Origin of the sequence: Synechocystis sp. LEGE 06083 (genome assembly GCF_015207725.1) — a bacterium.
Lineage (GTDB): Bacteria > Cyanobacteriota > Cyanobacteriia > Cyanobacteriales > Microcystaceae > Synechocystis > Synechocystis salina.
Genome location: NZ_JADEWJ010000313.1, coordinates 1 through 4,081, shown reverse-complemented (window position 1 = coordinate 4,081; position 4,081 = coordinate 1). Strand labels below are relative to the sequence as shown.

The 4,081-nt window shown below is 49.7% G+C and carries 3 protein-coding genes and 1 pseudogene; 3 read left to right on the top strand and 1 reads right to left on the bottom strand.

What is annotated here, in order from left to right; genetic code table 11:
- The 3 genes and pseudogenes from IQ219_RS17505 to apcB all read left to right on the top strand — a co-directional run.
- A pseudogene (locus IQ219_RS17505) lies at positions 1–92 on the top strand (sulfate ABC transporter permease subunit CysW); the annotation flags it as partial.
- A 65-nt stretch (positions 93–157) separates the two neighbouring features.
- Entirely contained in the window at positions 158–1,225 is a 1,068-nt protein-coding gene (locus IQ219_RS17500) for a sulfate/molybdate ABC transporter ATP-binding protein (protein WP_194020635.1), read from the top strand.
- A 166-nt stretch (positions 1,226–1,391) separates the two neighbouring features.
- Entirely contained in the window at positions 1,392–1,901 is a 510-nt protein-coding gene (gene apcB / locus IQ219_RS17495) for an allophycocyanin subunit beta (RefSeq protein WP_194073461.1), read from the top strand.
- Positions 1,902–2,133: 232 nt separating this feature from the next.
- Here the strand turns inward: apcB and IQ219_RS17490 are convergent.
- Positions 2,134–4,081, bottom strand: a 1,948-nt coding sequence (locus IQ219_RS17490; protein WP_194073460.1) for a DEAD/DEAH box helicase, incomplete at its 5' end; no start/stop codon positions are given.

Here is a 4,081-nt window from a genome sequence, read left to right as displayed (position 1 = left end):
GTGCAGCGGTGGTGCTGGCTCTCTTAGCCGTGGTCACGCTGGTATTAAAAGAAATTTTGGAGCGGCGCACTGGTCACCATAAATCTGTTTAATGCCCCAACAAAACTTTTTCAGTTTAATAATCCCATATTTTTAACAATTATTAGAGGAATTTTCAATGAGTATTACAATTAACAACGTCTCTAAAAAATTTGGTGAATTTACCGCCCTTAAGGATATTAATTTAGAGATTCCCAATGGTAAATTAGTCGCCCTGTTAGGGCCTTCCGGCTCTGGCAAATCAACCCTACTGAGGGCGATCGCCGGTTTAGAACCCCCCGACCAAGGACAAATTATTATTAATGGCCAAGATGCTACCCATGTGGACATTCGTAAACGTAATATTGGCTTTGTCTTCCAGCATTACGCCTTATTTAAACATTTAACCATCCGGCAAAACATTGCTTTTGGCTTAGAAATTCGCAAACATCCCCCAGGGAAAACGAAAGCACGAGTGCAAGAATTACTGGAACTGATTCAACTAGAAGGCCTCGGCAATCGTTATCCTTCCCAACTGTCCGGTGGACAACGGCAACGGGTCGCTTTAGCCAGAGCTTTAGCAGTACAGCCCCAGGTTTTATTACTGGATGAACCCTTTGGAGCCCTAGATGCCAAAGTGAGGAAAGAACTCCGTAGCTGGCTACGCAAATTACATGATGAAGTACACCTCACCAGTGTATTTGTTACTCACGACCAGGAAGAAGCCATGGAAGTAGCGGACGAAATTGTGGTGATGAGTAACGGCAAAATTGAGCAAGTTGGCACTGCAGAGGAAATTTATGAGCATCCCGCTAGTCCCTTTGTGATGAGTTTCATTGGCGAAGTTAACGTCTTGCCCCGCACTGCGTCCCTATTTAATTCCCACGCCTTTGGGCCCCACCACAGCGAGAATGGACACCAGGACCCGGTGTTTGTGCGACCCCATGATTTTGAGCTTTTAACTGAAGCGGACGACACCACTGTCACTGGTACCATCCAAAGGGTGATTCACCTTGGCTGGGAAGTACAAGTGGAGGTGCTCTTAACTGACAACACCAGGGTACTGGCCTATCTCAACCGAGAACAACGTCAGCAACTCAACCCCAAAGTTGGCCAGCAAGTATTCATTAAGCCCCGGGCCGCTAAGGTTTTTGCTGGAGCCTCTACCACGGCCCCAGCCCAATTTATTTTCGGCACTGGGATTTAATTTTCAATGCAAAAACTTAAGCCCCTGACGGCCTAAATATGTAGTTTTATTGCAGGGGTAAGGGCTCCCTTGACTTGCGTTCACTCGGAAATAATGATAGGTAGGAGAACTAAAATGGCTTGCCCAAGCCCCTTAACTATAAACTGCCGTTGGGAGAACCTTTTAAATGCGAGACGCGGTTACCACTTTAATAAAAAACTATGATTTGACCGGTCGTTATCTAGACCGGAACGCCATGGATGAGCTCAAAGCTTATTTTGAGTCCGGTGCGGCCAGAATTGCCGCCGCCGCCATGGTTAATGCCAATTCCGCCACCATCGTCAAACGGGCCGCCGCCCAATTGTTTGAAGAAATTCCTGAGCTAATCCGTCCCAGTGGTAATGCCTACACCACCCGTCGTTTTTCCGCCTGCCTGCGGGATATGGACTATTACCTGCGCTATGCCAGTTATGCCCTCATTGCCGGGGACAATAACGTGCTGGATGAGCGGGTTCTGCAAGGACTACGGGAAACCTACAATTCCCTGGGAGTACCCATTGGGCCCACGGTGCGGGGCATTCAGATCATGAAGGAAATGATTGAAGCCATGGCGGAGGAAACCAATCTGAGCACCGCAGATTTCATTGCCTCTCCCTTTGACCACATGACCAGGGAACTGAGCGAAGTTTCTGTTTAGCTAGCAATTAGTAAATTATCTGGCCCTTGATTGTCCAATTTTGGGGGGAAATTAATTTTTCTTGCCCCATGGAACAACTTGTTGCCAGAACAGGCAGTGGGGATTGTGATTTCCCGACTGTCTTTTTTTGTGCCTAAACCAGCCTGGGAGATGGTTTGGGAAGCCTGCCAATGACGGCTAATGCCCTCTGAATCTCCTCAATAAAGGGAAATTTCCCCAAGACCTATCTTTATCAAGCCTCTTCCGAGGATTCTCCCTGGTAGTCCACTGGGGTAGCCGATAGGATTAATAACTGACGGAGCTTATCGGTGTCCAAACGAGTAAGCCAATTTTCCCCCGCATCCACTGTCTGTTCCGCCAACTGTTGTTTGTCGACCATCATGGCGTTGATTTTTTCTTCCAAAGTGCCTGTGCAGATAAATTTGTGCACCTGGACGTTGCGGGTTTGGCCAATGCGAAAAGCCCGATCCGTGGCTTGGTTTTCCACTGCTGGATTCCACCACCGGTCCACATGGAACACATGGTTGGCCCTGGTGAGGTTAAGCCCTGTGCCTCCGGCCTTGAGGGAAAGGATAAATAAATGGGGACTGTTGGGGTCCTGCTGGAACCGTTCCACCAGAGCTTGCCGCTGGGCGGCGGGGGTGCCTCCATGGAGATAGAGCACCTCTTGGTTAAAGTGTTTTTCCAGATAGGGTTTGAGCAGATGGCCCCAACTGGCAAATTGGGTGAAAATTAGCGCCCGATCGCCTTCGCTGATCATTTCTTCGAGCATTTCTGCCAAACGGACTAATTTGCCGGACTGGTGCCCATGGGTAATGGCGGGTTTTTTCAAAAATAAATCGGGATGGTTACAGACCTGTTTGAGCTTGGTCAATAGGGTGAGGACTAAACCGTGGCGTTGAATGCCTTCACTGTTGGCGATCGCCGTGAGGGACTCTTCCACCAATTGTTGATATAAATTGGCTTGCTGCTGGGAAAGGTCACAGAAAACGGTCATTTCCTGTTTTTCGGGTAGGTCTTGGATAATGGTTTGGTCTGTTTTCAGGCGTCGCAAAATAAACGGTCGCACCAAATTCCGCAAAATTAGCAGGGACTGGCGATCGCCAAATTTTTCGATGGGGTTGGCAAAGCGCCGTTGGAAAAAGCTTTGGGTGCCCAGGAAACCGGGATTTAAAAATTCCAAAATTGACCAGAGTTCCGTCAGGCGATTTTCCACCGGAGTCCCCGTTAAGGCGATGCGAAAACCCGCTGGCAATTGCCGGGCCGCTTGGGATTGTTTAGCCTGGGGATTTTTAATATTTTGGGCTTCGTCCAGCACCACCCCCTGCCAGTCCACCAATTTCAAACTGCTAAAGTCCCGTTGCAACAAAGCATAACTGGTAAGAACAATTTGCTGGTCCTTGACTTGTTTGACTAAAGGTTGTCCCTTTTTACGGCGATCGCCATGGTGTAAAACCGTATTTAGCTGGGGGGAGAACTTATTAATTTCGTGTTGCCAATTGCTCATTACCGACGTAGGGCAAACGATCAGCACCGGCTTAACTAACATGTCTTCAGCGGCTAAATGGAGCAAAAAAGCCAGTAATTGAGGGGTTTTGCCCAGACCCATATCATCTGCCAAGCAAGCTCCCAGACCCCAGCGCTCCAAAAAGGCTAACCAACCCACACCCCGAGCTTGGTAAGGCCGCAGAGTGCCCTGGAAACCCGGTGGGGTAGCGATAGGTTCCACTCCCTGGGGATTGCGGAGGGTATCAATCAGTTCCTGTAACATGCCCCGAGCGGCAAATTGGGTCACTGGCAACTTAGATACGGTCTGCAAATCGCCAATGCTGAGGCGTAGGGCATCTTCCACCGTTAGGGGAGGGGCGGATTGTTGTTGCTGGAGAATGGCCTTGGCGGCCCGCACGTCCGCTGGTTGCAGGGTAATCCATTCCCCGTCTAGCACCACCAGGGGAGATTTTTGGGCCAGCAAACCTTCAAAGTCTGCATTAGTTAATAAGCGGGCATTGTCCCCAGTGCCCATCATCAATTGCAGGTCATAGTTAATTAAGCTTTGCAGGGTGAGCCGCTGGCCTTTTTGCCGTTGCACTTCCCCCACTACCTTGACCCCCAAGCGTTTAGCGGTGCCGCCCCGTTCTAACCCCGCCGGCAGGATTACCCCCAGTCCCCGGTCCCGCAAC